At 58.5% G+C, this 16,283-nt stretch carries 18 protein-coding genes and 2 pseudogenes; 8 read left to right on the plus strand and 12 right to left on the minus strand.

Translation table 11 applies throughout. The annotated features are described in order from the left end of the window. The 3 genes from FHT29_RS31785 to FHT29_RS31795 all read right to left on the minus strand — a co-directional run. Nucleotides 1-179, minus strand: a 179-nt coding sequence (locus FHT29_RS31785) for an ATP-binding cassette domain-containing protein (protein ID WP_168600967.1), incomplete at its 3' end; no start/stop codon positions are given. Nucleotides 180-425: 246 nt separating this feature from the next. Further along, nucleotides 426-1,952, minus strand: coding sequence for a SulP family inorganic anion transporter (locus FHT29_RS31790; protein WP_047562122.1), 1,527 nt, complete (start codon nt 1,950-1,952; stop codon nt 426-428). Nucleotides 1,953-1,956: 4 nt separating this feature from the next. Further along, the gene (locus FHT29_RS31795; RefSeq protein ID WP_037201150.1) at nt 1,957-2,646 is read right to left on the minus strand and encodes a carbonic anhydrase; all 690 of its coding nucleotides are present in this window, start codon (nt 2,644-2,646) and stop codon (nt 1,957-1,959) included. A 431-nt stretch (nt 2,647-3,077) separates the two neighbouring features. Between FHT29_RS31795 and FHT29_RS31800 the strand changes: the two genes are divergently transcribed. After that, entirely contained in the window at nt 3,078-3,686 is a 609-nt protein-coding gene (locus tag FHT29_RS31800) for a J domain-containing protein (RefSeq protein WP_047562124.1), read from the plus strand. A 70-nt stretch (nt 3,687-3,756) separates the two neighbouring features. Here the strand turns inward: FHT29_RS31800 and FHT29_RS31805 are convergent, their stop codons facing one another. Beyond that, on the minus strand, nt 3,757-4,104 hold the full coding sequence (locus FHT29_RS31805; protein ID WP_080760674.1) for a TraR/DksA C4-type zinc finger protein: 348 nt from the start codon (nt 4,102-4,104) through the stop codon (nt 3,757-3,759). A gap of 360 nt (nt 4,105-4,464) precedes the next feature. On the opposite strand from FHT29_RS31805, the gene FHT29_RS31810 reads away from it, so the two are divergent. The 4 genes from FHT29_RS31810 (at nt 4,465) to FHT29_RS31825 (ending at nt 6,378) form a co-directional block, all read left to right on the plus strand. After that, nucleotides 4,465-4,638 carry a hypothetical protein gene (locus FHT29_RS31810; RefSeq protein ID WP_168600968.1) on the plus strand — a complete coding sequence of 58 codons (174 nt, stop codon included), beginning with the start codon at nt 4,465-4,467 and terminating at the stop codon, nt 4,636-4,638. Nucleotides 4,639-4,779: 141 nt separating this feature from the next. Next, the gene (locus tag FHT29_RS31815) at nt 4,780-5,298 is read left to right on the plus strand and encodes a DUF4142 domain-containing protein (protein WP_037201117.1); all 519 of its coding nucleotides are present in this window, start codon (nt 4,780-4,782) and stop codon (nt 5,296-5,298) included. Nucleotides 5,299-5,305: 7 nt separating this feature from the next. Further along, entirely contained in the window at nt 5,306-5,629 is a 324-nt protein-coding gene (locus tag FHT29_RS31820) for an amicyanin (protein WP_047562128.1), read from the plus strand. 38 nt (nt 5,630-5,667) lie between these two features. Further along, nucleotides 5,668-6,378: an RNA polymerase sigma factor gene (locus FHT29_RS31825; RefSeq protein ID WP_047562129.1), complete on the plus strand. Its 711-nt coding sequence runs from the start codon at nt 5,668-5,670 to the stop codon at nt 6,376-6,378. A 275-nt stretch (nt 6,379-6,653) separates the two neighbouring features. Here FHT29_RS31825 and FHT29_RS31830 read toward each other — a convergent pair whose 3' ends face one another. After that, nucleotides 6,654-6,929: a metal-sensing transcriptional repressor gene (locus tag FHT29_RS31830; RefSeq protein ID WP_037201112.1), complete on the minus strand. Its 276-nt coding sequence runs from the start codon at nt 6,927-6,929 to the stop codon at nt 6,654-6,656. A 99-nt stretch (nt 6,930-7,028) separates the two neighbouring features. Further along, on the minus strand, nt 7,029-8,384 hold the full coding sequence (locus tag FHT29_RS31835; protein ID WP_168600969.1) for a cation diffusion facilitator family transporter: 1,356 nt from the start codon (nt 8,382-8,384) through the stop codon (nt 7,029-7,031). 314 nt (nt 8,385-8,698) lie between these two features. On the opposite strand from FHT29_RS31835, the pseudogene FHT29_RS31840 reads away from it, so the two are divergent. From FHT29_RS31840 to FHT29_RS31850, 3 genes and pseudogenes are all read left to right on the plus strand, one after another. Next, a pseudogene (locus FHT29_RS31840) lies at nt 8,699-9,004 on the plus strand (phosphatase PAP2 family protein); the annotation flags it as partial. Nucleotides 9,005-9,006: 2 nt separating this feature from the next. Then, nucleotides 9,007-9,231, plus strand: a pseudogene (locus FHT29_RS31845) (DDE-type integrase/transposase/recombinase); the annotation flags it as partial. A gap of 246 nt (nt 9,232-9,477) precedes the next feature. Further along, the gene (locus FHT29_RS31850) at nt 9,478-9,780 is read left to right on the plus strand and encodes an alkylphosphonate utilization protein (protein ID WP_037201108.1); all 303 of its coding nucleotides are present in this window, start codon (nt 9,478-9,480) and stop codon (nt 9,778-9,780) included. Between the two features lie 94 nt (nt 9,781-9,874). On the opposite strand, the gene FHT29_RS31855 is transcribed toward FHT29_RS31850, so the two are convergent. The 6 genes from FHT29_RS31855 to FHT29_RS31880 all read right to left on the minus strand — a co-directional run bounded on the left by FHT29_RS31855 (nt 9,875) and on the right by FHT29_RS31880 (nt 16,100). Next, a complete protein-coding gene (locus FHT29_RS31855) occupies nt 9,875-10,804 on the minus strand; it encodes a ribokinase (protein ID WP_047562131.1) in 930 nt (309 codons plus the stop codon). Continuing rightward, the gene (locus FHT29_RS31860; RefSeq protein WP_037201106.1) at nt 10,801-11,262 is read right to left on the minus strand and encodes an RbsD/FucU domain-containing protein; all 462 of its coding nucleotides are present in this window, start codon (nt 11,260-11,262) and stop codon (nt 10,801-10,803) included. Before FHT29_RS31860 ends, FHT29_RS31855 begins: the two co-directional genes overlap by 4 nt. A gap of 7 nt (nt 11,263-11,269) precedes the next feature. Then, nucleotides 11,270-12,310 carry a LacI family DNA-binding transcriptional regulator gene (locus FHT29_RS31865; RefSeq protein WP_051964308.1) on the minus strand — a complete coding sequence of 347 codons (1,041 nt, stop codon included), beginning with the start codon at nt 12,308-12,310 and terminating at the stop codon, nt 11,270-11,272. An 18-nt stretch (nt 12,311-12,328) separates the two neighbouring features. After that, nucleotides 12,329-13,240, minus strand: coding sequence for a carbohydrate ABC transporter permease (locus tag FHT29_RS31870; protein ID WP_047562132.1), 912 nt, complete (start codon nt 13,238-13,240; stop codon nt 12,329-12,331). Next, nucleotides 13,240-14,358, minus strand: coding sequence for a sugar ABC transporter permease (locus FHT29_RS31875; protein WP_047562133.1), 1,119 nt, complete (start codon nt 14,356-14,358; stop codon nt 13,240-13,242). Before FHT29_RS31875 ends, FHT29_RS31870 begins: the two co-directional genes overlap by 1 nt. Before the next feature lie 71 nt (nt 14,359-14,429). Beyond that, nucleotides 14,430-16,100 (minus strand): extracellular solute-binding protein, encoded by a 1,671-nt coding sequence (locus tag FHT29_RS31880; protein ID WP_168600970.1) that lies wholly within the window; start codon nt 16,098-16,100, stop codon nt 14,430-14,432. Nucleotides 16,101-16,283: the final 183 nt, after the last annotated feature.

Genomic DNA, 16,283 nt, shown 5'->3' on the forward strand with positions numbered 1-16,283 from the left:
AGCGTGCCGGCGGTCGGGGTCTCGAAGCCGGCAATCATGCGCAGCACGGTCGTCTTGCCGCAGCCTGATGGTCCGAGGAAGGAGATGAATTCTCCTTTCTCGATTTGGACTGTGAATTCCTCGACAACGGGCAGGCTTCCAAATGACTTGCTAACGTTGATCAGATCAAGAAATGCCATTTGCCAAATGCGCCAGATGTTTTGCTGCTATGCCCAGCAATTGCTTGTCATAAAACTGTCATGAATTGAACTCTTCCGTCAAGCCGAGTGCCTCCCCGGGCAGGTGTCCGCGCTTGTAACGTCGCATCTCGTATGGCCGCGGCCATGGAAATGACGGAATGTTTCGCGGTTCGCTTATGTGCGTGCCTCGCCCCGGCAAGCGGGGCAAGAACGTTGTCGCTAGGTAGCTGGTGCGCTCTCCGCCGATCAGGCAACTTCCTCTGACAGCCGTTCAAAGATCGGTTTCAGCCGCCGATGGCGTCCGACCGGCGGATGCTCAATTTCGACGACGCGCCCTGATTTCTTCTGTCGTTTCAGCCATTCACGCAGGGTCTCTGCGCTCGTATGGTCAAGATAATGCAGGCGGGCGCCCGCGATCCTGATCTTGCGACCCTCGGGAAGCGTTTCCAGCGTGTTGAGCAGGGCAGGAACGTCCTTGCATGTCGCCACGCCCACGAGGTCGAGATGGATGCCTTCCTCATCCTCCAACCGGTCGATGGCAAGTTTGCGACGCAGGTGCGGAAGGATTTCCAATATGGACAGTGCAAGGCCGAGCGCCACGCCGACGAGCAGGTCCTGAAGTACCACCATCGCCACCGTCGCGGTCCAGATCCCAACGGGAACCCAGCCGTGATGATCGAACAGGTGCCGGACGTGGTGGAGACTGATCAGCCGCCATCCTGTCACCAGCAGCACCGCGGCAAGTGCAGTCAGCGGCACCATCGCGAGCAACTGCGGCAGAAATGCCACCAGTCCAAGGATCCAAACACCATGCAGCACGGCCGATGCCCGGCTGCGTGCGCCTGCTTGAATATTGGCGGACGATCTGACGATGACACCCGTGATCGGCAGCGCACCAAGCAGACCGCAAAGCGCATTGCCGATGCCCTGCGCGAACAACTCCTTGTTGAAGCGGGTTCGCACGCCATCATGCATGCGATCGACGGCCGCGGACGACAGTAGCGTTTCCGCACTGGCGATCACCGCGATAACCAGCGTCGTCATAATGATACCGGGCTCGACCATCCTGGCAAAACCATCGAGTGTCGGCAGCGAAATGCTGTCGATGAGAGAGGACGGCACCTCCACTCTGGTGATCGGCAGCTGCATCCCGACCGTCAATATCGTGCCAGCCGCGACCCCCACCAGAGCCCCGGGCACCAGCATGAGTGGCTTCGGCCTGAACTTCTCCCATGCGATCATGGCCAGCAGGGAGATCAAGCCCACGAGTAGGGCAACCGATTCCCGGGTCAGTCCGGAGCCCCACACGCGACCGAGGGTCTGCTCCATGGCGGTGACGTTCTCGATGCCTCCGGCAGCAGGTCTTGCCCCCATCAGCACATGGACTTGGCCAAGAATGATGAGGATGCCGATCCCGGCGAGCATGCCGTGGACCACCGCAGGCGAAATTGCGCGAAACCACGATCCAATCTTCAGGAATCCGGCAAGGACCTGCAGCAATCCCGCCACGATGAGCACCGGCCCGAGCATGGCGGCGCCGTATTGCTCGACGAAGCCGAAGACGATCACGGCTAATCCCGCCGCCGGCCCCGACACCTGAAGTGGGGATCCGGCCAAAAGGCCGACGACAATGCCGCCGACAATGCCTGAAATGAGACCCATGGCCACCGGAACGCCTGAAGCCACAGCAATCCCGAGGCAAAGCGGTATAGCAACGAGAAACACGACAAGCGACGATGCGAAGTCTCGCGAAAGAACAGAGCTTGACATCATCGGCCTACTCCGCAGCTTGTGGCATCACATGTGGACGACCACGACCGGTGACTGCGACGGGCAAAGGCCTGTCCTCAATGATATCCGTGAACCGCGCGGCCGCACCGTCATAGACCAGCACTTCCCCGGTCTCGATATCAAAAAACCAGCCATGCAGGGTAATGTCATTGGTCGCCAGCTTGGCCGCGACCGAAGGATGCGTGCGCAGATGGTCAAGCTGGACAACGACGTTTTCCATGGCGATGGCGCGAACCCTTTGGCGCTCGGGCAGATCGGCAGGATAGGCTTCGCAAACGATCGAATGGGCCGCATGGCTGTGTTTCAGCCACGCAGCGACATTCGGCATCGGCTTCAGGAGATCGGGGTGGCAAAGCCCTTTCATGGCGCCGCAATCGGAATGCCCGCACACGATGATATCACGAACGCCAAGTGCGACGACGGCATATTCTATCGCCGATGATACGCCACCATTGGCCGTCGAAAACGGGGGAACGATATTTCCGGCATTCCGGCAGACGAAGAGTTCGCCGGGGCCGGACTGCGTGATCGTTTCGGGCATCACCCGGCTGTCGGCGCAGGAAATCATCAGCGCTTGCGGCTGCTGTCCCTCCTCCGCCAGCTTGCGATAAAGTGCCTGATGGTCTGGAAAGACGGCACCGCGAAAGCTGGAGATCCCTTTGAGCAAATCACCCATTGTCGAGTCCTTGTAATGGGCCGGACGGCAGGCAGGGGGCGTACCCATGCCCGGCGGGTTGGAATGCGCGATCATTTCGCAAGTGCGAGATAGGTGAAGTCGCCGGGAAGAAAATAGCCGACCCGGAATTAGTGTAATCTAATTTATAAAAATCTTGTGAGTGGATTGTGAAATGATTTTAGTCGACGCCCGTTTGTCGTGATGGACGTTGAAATCTCAAATTCGTTTCGGTGAAAGTGTCTCTGTGTGAGATCAAGAGAAGCAGGCAATTGTCCGCTCCCGATGAGAATCGAACCATCAACCCGTGAGAGCTTTATTCACAATTCAGGTGGTTGGTGAATTGGCTGGGCCATCCACAGATTGACTGGAATCCGCCAACAGCCAGTTCGCTATTCCTTGCCGAGATGAAGCGTTGCCGCCATATAAGTGCCATGACGCTTGATTCGAAAATATTTGTTGGCCTTAAATCGACTCGTAAGAGGTCCGTCCCGCAGAGTGAACCCAGCGGTCCCAGATGCCAATGGGACGGCTGCGAAAAGAATGGTACGCACCGCGCCCCGGTGGGTCGGGATGCAGAAGGCCTGTATCTGTTCTTCTGTCTTGAGCACGTGAAGGAGTACAACAAGGGCTACAATTTCGCGACCGGTCTATCTGACAAGGACATTGCCCGCTATCAGAAGGAAGCGGCCACTGGCGGCCGTCCGACCTGGGGGACCAGCGTCAGTCAGGCGTCCGAAACTCCGCTCCCGGGCAACGTCCGTTCCGGTTCTGCAAAGGCATTGAATGCCCGCAAAACTGCCGCGCAGCGCAAGGCGCAAAAGGCGGATCTCCTGATACGCAAACTCAAGGTGCTGGAAGCAAAGGCATTTGAGACTCTCGGTCTGTCGCCAGCTGCAACGCCGGAGGAAATCAAAAGCCGCTATAAGGAAAGGCTCAAAATGCACCATCCGGATGCCAACCAAGGCGACCGCACTTCCGAGGACGAGCTTCGAGCATCGATCGAAGCGCATAAGATCCTTAAACTGAACGGATTTTGCTGAAAGATCTTCCATCCGCTCTTCTCTATTCGGCGTGTTGAGGTCAGGCGCTTTTGAGCGTGCAAGCGAGGCGTTAAATCGAATGAGCGCAAGATTGGCAGAAAGGCGTGTGTGGGACAGCCTCTAGCCTCTGCTCACCGATTGGTGTGCCGCACTTCACACAGGTGCCAAAAGTGCCAGCCTCAATCCGGTCCAAAGCCGCTTGGATAGCTACGAGCTCCTTCTGTCCGGCCTCGCCGAGTTCTTCCAGGACTTCGTCATTATTTCGCTCTATCGCACGATCGTCATCAGAATTGCGAGGCTCCTCGAAATCATGCTCAATCGCTCGCAGCCGGGTTTGTAGCTCGCGCCGGCGTTGATCGAGGACCGCCCTGTACTTTTCGATATATTGCCTCGACGATGAGGGGAACTGCTTTTGCATGGTCATTCTCCAGTCGGCCTCATATTCGTTACCGACCCTTGTTGTTTCCCGGCTCTAGCCGCTGATCCTGAGCAAGCCAACGATCCGACAGTGAAATACCTATCTTCGCTTTCTTTGTTTATTTGGCCACGAGCTGCAACGCAGGTGCCGTAAACCACCAGCTTGGAAAAAACTAGCGTATCGCGGGTCCATTGCATTGATCGGAATCAAGGTTACCTGCGGTCAGCTTGGGGCCAAGCACCGTTGGTGCGAGCCAACTTGCGCGGTACTATTTATTTAGGCTTGGTGCGCGATGCGCCGGAGTTGGAGCGGATCCAAGCTGAGTTGGGTTCCCGTCAGTCCTTTCGAGAGGGTGCTCGTGTGCTTGATACCTTTGTGCCGGCCGAAAGTGCAGCCAAGAGCCTTGTCAATGCCCGAATGAACAAGAAGCGTCAGATGCGCTGGTCGCCGATTGGCGCTCATCTGGTTCTACAGGTCCGAGCCGCCGGCGCCGATGGTCGTCTCAAGCAGGCAAAGCTCAGTCTTGCAGAGTAACCCCCATCTTTTTCCACTCCGTACACCGCGCCAGGCCAGCGTAGAAAGAAATTCGGGAACCTTTTGCCGGAAGCAGCATCTAATGGCTGTTTCAGATGCCGGAGGCGTCTGGAGTTTTCCCACGGTGGATAGGAGACCAACATGTTCAAGCGACTTCTCACGGCAACTGCGATGGCTGCGGCACTTGCAACTGCGGCGCTTGCAGCCGACAAGCCGACGGATCCGCAGATCGCGCATATCGCCTACACGGCTGGCGAGATCGACATCGCCGCCGCCAAGCAAGCTCTCAAGATGAGCAAGAACGCCGAGGTCCGGCAATTCGCCGAGACAATGGAGCGCGACCATACGGCCGTGAACCAAGAGGCGCTTGCCCTTCTCAAGAAATTGAAAGTCAAGCCCGAAGACAACGACACCAGCAAGTCGCTGTCGTCTGCCGCCAAGACGGAACTGGAAAAGCTCTCCAAGCTTCATGGCGCAGCCTTCGACAAGGCCTATGTCGATAACGAGGTGGCCTATCACAAGCAGGTCAACGGCGCGCTTGAGACACTGCTGATCCCGTCGGCTCAGAATGGCGAACTGAAATCGCTGCTGGAGACGGGTCTGAAGCTCTTCAAGGAGCACCAGACGCACGCCGAGCATCTTTCATCGATGGTCAAGTAGGCTCGCCATGCGCCCCCTGCTTCACATCCTTACCGCGTTGGTATTCGCAGGGCTCGTGCTTGGAGGCCCCGCGAGCGCGGTGGCCGCCAATCACGACATCATCATCGCGCAGATGCAATTCGGCGCGGTACCGCCGTTGCATGTCGGCGACGTGATCACCTGGCGTAATGATGATATATTCCGCCATAGCGTGACCGCACGCGACAAGAGCTTCGACATTGATCTGCCGCCGAAGGCGCAAAAAAGCATGACGGTCAAACAAGCAGGAAAAGTTGATTTCTATTGCCGCTTTCACCCGATGATGACCGGCACGCTTGATGTCCTGCCATAGGTTTGGCGGTGGATGCATGGAATTATGCTGGAGTGATCATGGTTAGCATTCCCACTGCGGCACCGAGGTACGTGCCAGATATGGCAAGGCTACCCGATGCCGATCTCGTCGTTCATGCCAGGATGGGCGACGAGAAGGCCATACGTGTCCTTGTGCAGCGACACAACCGCCGCCTGTTTCGATCGGCACGTGCCATCGTCCGGGACGACACAGAAGCGGAGGACATTGTTCAGGCGACCTATGTGCACGCCTTCACCCATCTCAATGCATTTCGCGACGAGGCCCAGCTTTCCACCTGGCTTACCCGGATCGCGCTCAACGAGGCGCTCGGGCGCATACGACGCCGGCAGCGCAACGTCGGTTTGGAGGAGGTCGACATGACTGCAGAGTCAGGACGGGGCGCGCTGCTACAATTTCCGACCCCGTTCTCGGTCGATGACCCCGAGGCCGAGTTCTCCCGCGCAGAAGCGCGCCGTCTACTCGAACGGGCGGTCGACAGGTTACCCGATGAATTCCGCGTGATCTTCGTGCTGCGGGACGTAGAGGGAATGAGCACGGAGGAGGCAGCGTCGTATCTCGACATCAAGCCTGCAACGGCCAAGACGCGGTTACACCGCGCACGCAAGATGATGCGGATTGCTATCGAAAAGCAGTTAGTGGGGGCATTCTCTTCGCTGTTTCCGTTCGACGGAGCGCGATGCGTAGCGATGGCCGACCGTGTCGTCGAACGACTACGGATTACTCGATAGCTGATCGTCGCAAGATGACGGCAGAACGTTATCGCGCGCGGAAAACGGAGAGGCGCATGTCCTTGCCGCACCGACCGGGCGTGGCTCGCTGCCGACAATAATGGCCGGGCGGCCATAGTTCGCCCGATCATTTCCGCGATCGACAACAGGGGAGCGATTAGTTTTCCGTTAGAAGCAGCCCTGCAAGGATCGCCTCCGACTGCATGGGCGGGATCGTCGTCGCGTCCAATGCGGCCACAAGGGGCGCGAGATAGGCCAGCAGGCCAGCCGTGGCCCTAAAGAAACTTTGTGATCGACTTGAATTCGTCGATGGATTGCCGCTTGTCCCGCGGCAGTGCACCGACCGCTTCCTCAAGGCAGTGATCGAGGTGATCCTGAATGAGCGTCCGCTTGGCGTTAACGATTGCCTTCTCGACAGCGGAGAGCTGCTGGGCGATATCAATGCATGGCTTGCCACCCTCGATCATGGCGATGACGCTCTTCAGATGCCCTTCGGCCCGCTTCAGGCGCTTGATAATCTCTGGATGGGTAGCGTGGGTGTGCTCGGTCATATCGTCCTGTATCCCCCTAGTGGGGATGAGTGTCAATGTTGGCCCGGAAGCGCCCTTGACTGGGGGTCAAGGGGTCGCAACCCGCAATCTCGAACGATTTCAATGATGATGCTCTTCCGGCTCGTCCATCCGGAACGGAAGGACTTCGACTTTGTCACCTGCCTTCAGAACGAGTTCGGCATCGAACTCATGCGGTTCGGCGGGAGCTTCCGCGCTCTGCATTGCATGATGGTCGATCGCGGATGGCAACAGCGGCAACGTTTCGATGACACCGCCTGGCCGTTGGATGTTCACCACCGCCTGGAGATCGCGATCGTGGCTGGCGATCGACAGCCGCATCCGCTCGCCGTCGGGGATATCAACGATCTCGAGAAGCCCGGTCGCCAGCGAGGAGTTGACGGTGAACGGGTCGGGAGCATGGTGATGCCCCTGATCGCCGTGATTGGCGGCCACGGCTGAGGCACCCGCAGTATCGAACTGGATCGTCGCGCTGCCTAGCGGCGCAAGATGAGCATGCAATTCCTCGCGAAGGGCAAGTGCGATGCCATTCGCCTCGGCGAGCGTCTTACCGTTCTCGACCGCGATCGTGACGTCGGCGTGCAGCTTGTGGCCAAGCCATCGAGCTTTGACATCGGTGATCTTGGCGACGCCCGGTACGTGTACGGCCGCATGGTGGACTTCATCTGCAATGCCCAGCTCGACACCGTCAAGGCTCCGGGTAATGACGGCACGGGCCGACTGCCAGACGATGCCGAAGATTGCGATCGTAATCAGAAGCCCGACGATCGGGTCGGCAAGCGGGAAACCCAGGTAGACGCCGATCGCGCCCAGAACGACGGCCAGGCTCGTGAGGCCATCGGTTCTGGCGTGATAACCATCGGCGATCAGGGCGGCACTGTTCATCGCACGGCCGATCTTGATGCGGAAGATCGCAACGATTTCATTTCCAAGGAAACCGATGATGCCTGCAGCGGTGACCCAGCCAAGTTGTGTGATCGGCTGTGGGTGGATCAGACGATTGACTGCCTCATAGCCGGCCACGATAGCACTGAATAGGATGATGAGGACGATGAGCATCCCCGCCAGATCCTCGACGCGGCCAAGCCCGTAGTTGAACCGGGCTGTCGCCGGTCGCCGCACAAGCACGAAGGCAATCCAAAGCGGAATGGCGGTTGTCGCGTCGCCGACATTGTGGATGGTGTCGGCAAGCAAGGCCACCGAACCGGAAATGAAGACGACGATCAACTGTAGGATCGCGGTGATCGCGAGGATCACGAAAGACCACTTGATTGCCCAGATGCCGCGTTCGGATGTCGCGATGCTTGGGTCGACCACCCCGTGGGTATGGCCGTGCCCCCCACCCTCCCCATGCGAGTGGCCATGGGCGCCGTGTCCATGCCCTTGGAGCACATCAGCGCCTCCGAAAGCGAGCCATTCCTTGATAGTCGTGAACATGAAAGCCTCGTCGTCAGATCCAATCCATACGGGATAGCCCCGCAGCGTATTCGGCTTCTTCCTATCCCCCTGGATAGGATCAGGCAAGTGAACTGCATCCGCCTGCAGTTAACCGCCGTGCTGGGAATAAGATCGGGCCAAACAGCACCGTTGTCGTTGGTGCCGCTTTTGCATCCACGACCGGCGTGACTTTGCTTGCCTTCAGAGCGCGTCTCAAAAGAGCTTGAGCTGCCAGCGTTCGACCATGGCACCTCTCGACTTCAGGTAGGTGTCAGCCGACTGAGGCATCCCATCGCGAAACGACAGGAGCCCGAATGTACAAACTCGACGCCGCCACTACCGAATGGATTAACTGGTTGGCGGGGAACCGCCTTCTGGCTGTCGCTACCCAATGGTGGAGCAGCTCTGAGCGGATAAAAACGCGCCACGTCCTGATCGCTACCGGCCTGACCTTCCTTGTCGGGCTTGGAATCAATCAGATCATTTTGCTTTTCGATCAACGCGTCCGGCCCTATGACGCTGGGATTACACGACTTCTGATCGAACGTAGCAGCGATCCCTCGTTTCCATCCGATCATGCAACGGCAAGCTTTGCGATTGCCGCTGCTTTCCTGATCCATAATGGCATCTCGATGAGCGTGTGGTTTCCACCAATGGAGCGAAGCAATGGCTATGGCGCGCCGTGGATGAAAACGGCTTTGTTCTGGACGTACTCGCTCAATCGCGCCGCGATAAAAAGGCCGCAAAACGCTTGATGATCAAGCTTCTGAAGGCACAAGGTATCAAGCCGGGCGTCATGATCACGGACAAGCTTCGCTACTATGATGCGGCAAAGCGAGAGATCATACCTTCCAGACCTGGCATGAAATCGCTCGTCTCAATGTCGCGTAAAAAATGAGCGCCAACACCTATGCTCGGCTTGCCGGCGATAACTTTGCGATCCCGTCTACTGTGTTCAGTCACCAATGGTGCGATTTGCATTGCCACGCCATTCGCGATAGAGGCTCACATTCGCCCGAAGCCGCTTCAGCCATCGCCGCGTTGTGAAGCACGGGCACCAACATCGCGACGCGAACATCAGACAGGGGACCCCATGAGCGACCAGAACGACGATTATGTGTACGATGAGGCCACCGGTGAATGGCGGCCAGCCTCCGAGATTGCCGCAGAGGCTGCAAAGGCATCAATGGTTCGCGATGCCGCCGGCAATGTTCTTGTCGATGGAGACAGTGTTGTGCTGGTCAAGGACCTGAAGGTCAAGGGAGCCGGCCAGACGTTGAAGCAGGGCACTGTCATCAAGTCGATCCGCCTCACCGAAAATCCGGAGGAGATCGACTGCCGGCACGACGCCATCAAGGGCTTGGTCCTGCGCACGGAATTCGTACGAAAGCGCTGATGATCGCGCCCGCTTGTCGGCGGCATCTCGTTTAGCTACCGCGTGGGTGCAATGACAGAGTGGACATCCTCCCCCTGCCGTACGGTTCATTCCGTCATGCAGAACGGAGGAGTGCCTCGATTTCGGCTCGCGCGGGCATGGCGGGCGCTGTGCCGGGGCGCGTCACTGCAATGCCGGCCGTCACTGACGCAAAGCGCACGGCGTCAATCGGCGCGCGGCCTTCGGCAAGGGCTGCCGCAAAGCCGCCGAGAAAGGCGTCCCCCGCCCCGGTCGTGTCGATCACCTTGCCCGCGGCAACAGCCGGAATGAATTCGCTATGGCCTGCTGTTCGATAGAGCGAGCCTCGCGCGCCGAGCGTGATAATTGCCGTCTTCGCGCCGCGCTGGAGAAGCGTTTCGGCCGCCCTCACCGCCTGCTCCTCGGTGTCGACCGGATGGCCGACGATACCTGCGGCCTCGACCTCGTTCGGGACGATGAAGTCACATAACGGATAGATATTATCGGGGATCACCTGTGCCGGCGCAGGATTGAAGATCGTCGTAACGCCAGCCTTCTTCGCGATCGTGAGACCGTGGATGGCGGCTTCGATCGGCTGTTCGAGCTGGGTCATGAATATAGCGGCGGCTTCGATCTCCGCCCGGTTGGCGTCGACGTCTTCAATGCCGATCAGGCCGGCCGCGCCGGGTGCTACGATAATGGCGTTATCGCCATTGTCCTCGTTGACGAAGATGAAGGCGGCACCGGTCGACACGCCGTCCATGCGCATCACATTGGCCTTCACGCCCACCGCCGCGTAGGCCGCAAGTGCCATGTCGCCGAAGGGATCGTTGCCGACGCGCGAGATGAAGACGACCTCGCCGCCTGCTTTCGCCGCAGCAATTGCCTGGTTCGAGCCTTTGCCACCGGGGCCGAGAGAAAAGCCGGAACCGATCAGAGTTTCGGCGATATGCGGCAGGCGCTTGGCCTTATAGGCGGTATCGGCGGCGAAGATGCCTAAAATAACAATGGTCTTTCTGTCACTCATCGCGCCACCTCGTTAGCTGGAATGACACCCTTGGTGAGAATGAAGCAGCCGTAGAATCGCATCTCTCCAGTTGCGATAACGCAATAGGCCTTGCGGGCAATGTCGTAGAAAGCCATCCGCTCAATCGGATACATGGGCGCCGCCTTGTTCTCTACACGATCGACCACGGCCTGCACCTCCTGTTGCACGTCCGGAATTTCGTCCGGTTTGCCGATGACTTCCATGCGGCCAACCGATGGCTGCAGCGGCGTGTCGAGCGGGAAGACCGAGAGGATCGCCTCGATCGCCTTTGGTGCGGGCGTGTTCTCCATTGTCAGAAGGTGACCGAGTAGCGAGTGCCGTGCGACGGAATCCGAGGGGAAATTCGTGTCGGAAACGACGAGGTAATCACCATGGCCCATGTTGGACAGCGCCTGGAGAATATCGCCATTGAGTTCTGGCCTGATACCTTTGAGCATTGATTGTTTACTCCTGTTGGGGGCTCTTCGGGCCTTCTGTCGGTTGATCGCCGGCTTGGTCGGGCGGCGGAGGCGCTGTCGACCCGCGGATGACAAGCGAGGCGCTCAAGGCTTCATCGCCGGGTTCTAGTGCCTTTTCGAGCAACAATTCGACGGCGCGCCTTGCCAGCTGGTCCGTCGGCTGGCGCACGGTCGTCAGGCGTGGCACGACAAGATTGGCGAGATGGATATCATCGAAACCAGCAATGGAGAGGGCGCCCGGCACATCGAGGCCAAGGTCGCGCGCTGCACGAAGCACTCCGATCGCCTGCTGGTCGCTCGCGGCGGCGATAGCTGTTGGCCGCATGTTGGGCGGCTGGGCAAGAAGCCGGCGCGCGATGACCTCGCCAGATTCGTAGTCGAACCGACCGGAAAATATTTCCAGCTCGGCCTTGGCATCCAACGCGCGGATGCGGTCCACAAAACCCTCCCGGCGCGCGCGCCCGGCCTCTGTATCGGCCGGACCCGCAATATAGGCGATGCGGCGATGACCGAGTTCGTAAAAATGATCGGCAACGAGCGCGGCCGCCTCGGCGTGATTGATGGAGATCAGCGGAAAATCGGCAAAGCGGCGATCGAGCGACACGATCGGCACCTTGGTTTTCACATGCGCGGAGTGGCTAACATTCGCCGCGACAATAATGATGCCCCGCACAGAACGATCTAGAAAGGCCGAAATGTGGCTCTGCTCGGCCTCGCGGTCGTTGTGTGAACTCGCCAGCATCAGCGAATGGCGGTACTCAAAGGCCGCGCGTTCTGCACTGGCCGCCATTTGCGAGAAGAACGGGTTGGTAATATCGGGAACGATCAGCCCGATCACATCCGTCGTGCTGGTGCGCAGCGCCCGGGCCATGACATTCGGTCTATAGCTGAGCGCATCGATCGCATCTTGGACCCTGTCGCGCAGCGCTGTCTTGACGGAAAGCTCGCCGGCAAGCACCCGCGACACCGTACCCACCGAGACACCCGCCCGCATGGCGACATCCTTGACTGTGGGTATCTTGTCCATGTGCAAACACTACCGCCGCTATTTCACTGCGCCGGCTGTCATGCCCGCGATGATGTGCTTTTCGAGCAGGATGCCGACGAATACAAGTGGCAAGATCCCAGCCGTAGAAAGCGCCGCCATGGACCACCAGTTAATCCCCTGACTGCCTGTCTGGCTGGCGATCATGACCGGCAGCGTATTCGTGTTTGTCGACGTCAGTAGGGCCGCGAAGAAATATTCGTTCCAGCACAGGATCAGGGCGAGGATGAAGGCCGCGACCATACCCGGCGCCACCAGCGGCACGATGATGCGGCTGAACGCGCCCCAGATTGATAGGCCGTCGACGAGTGCCGCTTCCTCGAGTTCCACAGGAATAGTCGCGAACTGGTCACGCATGATCCAGATGACGATCGGCAGAACCATCAACGTGTAGACCGCAATCAGTCCGCCAAAGGTGTCAAGAAGCGCAAGCTGCTTGTAGAGGACCAGAAATGGCAAGGCCAGAACGACCGGCGGCATGATGAGCTGCGACAGGAAGAAAAAAGATATGTCGGAATTGCGCATATGCCCGAATTTGTAGGAGAAGCGGCTGAGCCCATAGGCGGCAAGCGATCCAAGGAAGACGGCAAGCGCCGAGGCGGCCCCCGAAATCAGGGCGCTGTTCCACAGCCGGTGCATGAACTCGTCGCGAACGGTCGAAGTCTGGCTGAGCGCGTCGGGCGAAAGCCCGAGAGAGCGCCAGCCGAGCCAGCTCGGCGTGAAGTCGTACCAGGGCACGATATTGCCCTTCATCACATCGGGCGCAGTCTTGAACGAGGTCGAAATCGTCCAGAAAAGCGGAAAAAGGCTAACGATCGCCCAGGTCACCAGAAGGCCATAAACCACAAAGCGCATTGCCCACCAGCGAGCGCGCTGGCGGCGGGCGAATTTGTCGAAGTCGATTGCAGCCATCAGATTCTCCCCGTCATGCGCTTGACGATGCGGTCGGAAATATTGATCAGCGTTGTCATGCCAATGACGATTATTACCAGGTAGACGAGCGCCAGAAGCGTTCCATAACCCACGTTCGAACGGTCGCGATACTCGCGATAGATGAAGCTGGTAACGGAATCCGTGGCGCCGCCCGGGCCGCCGGCCGTGACCGTGATGATGATGTCGGCGAGCTTGAGCTTGAATATGATGCGGATCATGACCGCCGTCACCGAAACCGGCAGCATCAGCGGGAAGATGACTTGCCAGAAGCGCTGCCATTTCGTTGCGCCATCGACTTCTGCAGCCTCCAGTACTTCGCGCGACAACGACTGCAGGCCGGCAAGAAGCATGATCATCATGAAAGGAATGAACGTCCAGGCATCCATGACCATGATCGAAAGCTTGGCGGTCAGCGGATCGCCGAAGAAGGACGGATTTTCCCAGCCGAGCCACCGGGCAAGCCGAGCAATTGGCCCGAAGCGTGTCTCCAGCATCGATTTTCCGACCATCCAGCCTACCGCAACGGGTGACAACATGAGCGGGAGGAGAAAGGTCACACGCCAGAATTTGCGAGCAACGATCTCCTGGCTCAGCAGCAGTGCCAAACCAAACGCGATCGCATATTCAACCACGATCGCAAGAGCATAATAGACCATGTTGATAAGCGCGTTGAGATAAAACGCATCCCCCAACATTTGACGCAGATTATCCAGCCCGTTGAATTGCCGTCCTGTCGGCGAAGCCAGGTTCCAGTCGGAAAATCCGACCCAAAGCGCAAAGAGAAGCGGGAAGACCACCATGGACACGACAAAAAGGGCGGCCGGCAGCACGAACAGCGCCTTCTTTCCCGCCTCGCCGTGAATGACGACACGCGTCGCGCAAAGGACCGCTGCCCAGATAAAGTAGGCGTAGAGCACAGGCCGCCAGTTTTCGAAGCCCAATTGCGTCCAGCCGAGGTCATGGGATGACTGAAGCATAAACGAGGCGGCAAACCAGGCCGCGCTCACCCACAGGGCTGCATAACCCCAAAAACGCCGGCTCGCCGAAATCGAGCCGGTTTCGACCGTATGCAACAGGTCGCCTTCCATTGTCGACATGATAGTCCCCGTCAAGCCATTCGAAGGCCGACGGAACGCGATGTCCCGCCGGCACAATCACTTCTACGAGATCAGAGCCCGAGGCTCGCGCGATACAGTTTCAGCTGCTTGTCGCGGCCGATCTGATCGGTGATCTTTTCCCAGGCGGCGGCAATGGCGTCCGCCGTTTCCTGGGCCGACTTGTACTTGCCGCCATAGCCTTTCGCCAATTCGTCTTCCGCAACGGAATAGTATTGGAAAATGCCCGGGATACGCGGCTCAACAGCACGGTTCGGGTGGTTATAGGAGCCGAATTGCGACTTTAGATAGTTCGAAATGTAGTCGCCCTTGTAGCCCGCGGCCACCCATTCCTCGATCTTGGACTGGCTGTTGCGGTGCACCTGGAAGCCGGACGGATACATGGCCGTCCAGATCGCCAGGTCCTTGCCGCCCAGATGGGCGGCGGCGCTCCAAGCAGCGCGGTGTTTCAGCTTGTCGCTTTCCACGCGGGCCATAACATAAATGCCCCATCCGAGATAAGCACAGTTCGGCGCGTAGTTCACGCCATCCTTTGCCTTCACCCATTTGCCCGCCTTACGGTCGTACACGTCCTCGGAGCCGGGCAGAATGTCGAAAGCAGCAACCTCGCCGACTACCGATGTGTCGGATGTGTTTGCCTGCTGGCCGATATCGCCCCACCAGGTGACCATGGAACCCGTGCCGGCGAGGAACTGCTGGAACCCGGTCGTGCCCGGATCGGCGTTGATCTGGTCGGTGGGTTCGTAAGATAGGAGGTCCATCGCTTCCTGAATAGCGCGGACCCAGCCAGGACTGTTGACGAGCGGCTTCATGTTTTCCGGGTCGAACAGCCAAGCCGGATCGCCCGGCATCTTCACATAGGCGGTTGCCCGGTCTTCCAGGAAGTAGAAACCAAACCCACCCCATCCTTTGTACGGGTCGAGGTAACCATATGCCGGGCCGGCCGACAGCGGATCCTTCTTGCCTTTCAGAAATTTGGAGACTTCTTGAACCTGGGCCCAAGTCTTCGGAACGCTCCACTCACCAGAATGGCCTTCGTCCTTCCAAGCCTTCGCAAGGGTCTCGTCTTTGAAATAGTCAGCGCGGTAGTTGAAGTTATGACAATCGCCGTCAATCGTCACGCGATAGGTCTTACCGTCCCAAGTTCCGACAGGAGGCTTCAGATAATCGACGTAGTCGTCAATATCGATCTGCTTCTTTACCCAATCGGGCATCTCGGACAGCAGGCCCTTGCCGGCCGTATCCCCCTCGAAGGGCGCCCCCATTTCAAGAATGTCGAAATCGACGGTGCCGGTGGCGATCGACTGCTGCAGGCGGGCATTATAGTCGGCTTGGGCGAGGTCGATCCAGTTGATCTTGGCGCCGGTATATGCCTCCCATGGCTTCAGGAAGCCGCGGAACAGGAAATTGTGGAGGTTCTGGTTGTTGAGCCCCATGAAGGTCAGCTCAACGCCGGCAAACTCGCCCTGCTTGACATTGGCCTTGGTTGGCCCAAGACAAAGCTCACCTACCTTCTGCCAGTCCGCATCCGTAGGTGCGCCCTTGCCTACGCCTGGAATCTTTAGAATTTGAGAGCGGACGTCATCGGCGGCAAACGCCGGAGCCGGCAATCCGCCCATGACGCTGGAAACACCCATCAGCGCGGCAGCGCTCGCCGTGCCGCGCAGGACATCACGACGGCTTGCCTGACGGCGCATTAATGCATCGTATACTTCGAGTTTCATGTGTTCTCCTCCATTTTATCCCCGGTGATCTGCCCGCCGGATGAGGCGGAACCAGTCGCGAAATTTACACTGGTCTCCTGCAGAACTATCTGTTAAGCAAAGAAATGAAACGTTTCATCGTTTGCGTGTGACACCGCTCCTCTCGGTCTCGATGGTAAGAATTAGACAGTGGCGGTAAAATGT

Origin of the sequence: Rhizobium sp. SG741, assembly GCF_012275435.1 — a bacterium.
Taxonomy (GTDB): domain Bacteria; phylum Pseudomonadota; class Alphaproteobacteria; order Rhizobiales; family Rhizobiaceae; genus Rhizobium; species Rhizobium lusitanum.

Bases quoted from the DNA above. Each gene is read 5' to 3' on its own strand.
- FHT29_RS31790 (WP_047562122.1), bottom strand. From the start codon at position 1,952: ATGATGTCAAGCTCTGTTCTTTCGCGAGACTTCGCATCGTCGCTTGTC.
- FHT29_RS31795 (WP_037201150.1), bottom strand. From the start codon at position 2,646: ATGGGTGATTTGCTCAAAGGGATCTCCAGCTTTCGCGGTGCCGTCTTT.
- FHT29_RS31800 (WP_047562124.1), top strand. From the start codon at position 3,078: ATGACGCTTGATTCGAAAATATTTGTTGGCCTTAAATCGACTCGTAAG.
- FHT29_RS31805 (WP_080760674.1), bottom strand. From the start codon at position 4,104: ATGCAAAAGCAGTTCCCCTCATCGTCGAGGCAATATATCGAAAAGTAC.
- FHT29_RS31815 (WP_037201117.1), top strand. From the start codon at position 4,780: ATGTTCAAGCGACTTCTCACGGCAACTGCGATGGCTGCGGCACTTGCA.
- FHT29_RS31820 (WP_047562128.1), top strand. From the start codon at position 5,306: ATGCGCCCCCTGCTTCACATCCTTACCGCGTTGGTATTCGCAGGGCTC.
- FHT29_RS31825 (WP_047562129.1), top strand. From the start codon at position 5,668: ATGGTTAGCATTCCCACTGCGGCACCGAGGTACGTGCCAGATATGGCA.
- FHT29_RS31830 (WP_037201112.1), bottom strand. From the start codon at position 6,929: ATGACCGAGCACACCCACGCTACCCATCCAGAGATTATCAAGCGCCTG.
- FHT29_RS31835 (WP_168600969.1), bottom strand. From the start codon at position 8,384: ATGTTCACGACTATCAAGGAATGGCTCGCTTTCGGAGGCGCTGATGTG.
- FHT29_RS31850 (WP_037201108.1), top strand. From the start codon at position 9,478: ATGAGCGACCAGAACGACGATTATGTGTACGATGAGGCCACCGGTGAA.
- FHT29_RS31855 (WP_047562131.1), bottom strand. From the start codon at position 10,804: ATGAGTGACAGAAAGACCATTGTTATTTTAGGCATCTTCGCCGCCGAT.
- FHT29_RS31860 (WP_037201106.1), bottom strand. From the start codon at position 11,262: ATGCTCAAAGGTATCAGGCCAGAACTCAATGGCGATATTCTCCAGGCG.
- FHT29_RS31865 (WP_051964308.1), bottom strand. From the start codon at position 12,310: ATGGACAAGATACCCACAGTCAAGGATGTCGCCATGCGGGCGGGTGTC.
- FHT29_RS31870 (WP_047562132.1), bottom strand. From the start codon at position 13,240: ATGGCTGCAATCGACTTCGACAAATTCGCCCGCCGCCAGCGCGCTCGC.
- FHT29_RS31875 (WP_047562133.1), bottom strand. From the start codon at position 14,358: ATGTCGACAATGGAAGGCGACCTGTTGCATACGGTCGAAACCGGCTCG.
- FHT29_RS31880 (WP_168600970.1), bottom strand. From the start codon at position 16,100: ATGAAACTCGAAGTATACGATGCATTAATGCGCCGTCAGGCAAGCCGT.